The organism is Vibrio sp. Y176 (assembly GCF_033438945.1).
This window is the reverse complement of the sequence record NZ_JAWOQS010000714.1, coordinates 1-631: the sequence shown is the minus strand read 5'-3', so window position 1 is coordinate 631 and position 631 is coordinate 1. Positions and strand designations below refer to the sequence as shown.

Here is a 631-nt window from a genome sequence, read left to right as displayed (position 1 = left end):
TCAGTTGCAAGGCGTGCAGGGTAAAAGACGAAAGCGACCAACCATGATGCGCGGTATGGTGATCTAGAGGTTTGGATATGACGAATATGACAACAACGGGCTCAGCAACCGGAGCGGCTACCGCCGCCGCAAGCAGTACGCCACTGCCAACGTTTGGCCAAAGCCTAACAGAGCAATTGACCCCAATTTTAGGTGATGCGGAAACTCAGCAGCTTGCTTCACTGATCGCGCATTTGCCAACCATTAAAGGTCAAACTGACGAACAGAGCATCGCACTTTACGTCGATACGCTGACTCAATTGAAAGAGAAAAACAGCGCATTTTCGGGTGCTGCGCTCAGCGAAAGCGCATCTATTTGGATGAGGTCGCTACAACGCGCGAGCTCAAACGGTGAAGTGGACGCCGCCGAACTTACGACGCAGATGAACAATGCATTGGCAAGTCAGTTCCAAACTTGGTTTGCCGACCAGCTTACGGACAAAGTGGATTCGTCATTGCCGACTCAGTTTGTGAGTCAATTTCAGCTTGGAACCGAAAGCACGCAAGCGCAGCAGATTGCAAAGTTAAGCGCTGAAGAGCTGAAATCAGCGACTGGGGATATTGCCTCATTTGTTGATGATTTGGCGCGTCA

At 50.7% G+C, this 631-nt stretch carries 2 pseudogenes; both read left to right on the top strand.

The annotated features are described in order from the left end of the window. Positions 1-67 (top strand): annotated as a pseudogene (locus R7O13_RS28235) (type III secretion protein); the annotation flags it as partial. A 4-nt stretch (positions 68-71) separates the two neighbouring features. Continuing rightward, positions 72-631 (top strand): annotated as a pseudogene (locus R7O13_RS28230) (Type III secretion cytoplasmic LcrG inhibitor); the annotation flags it as partial.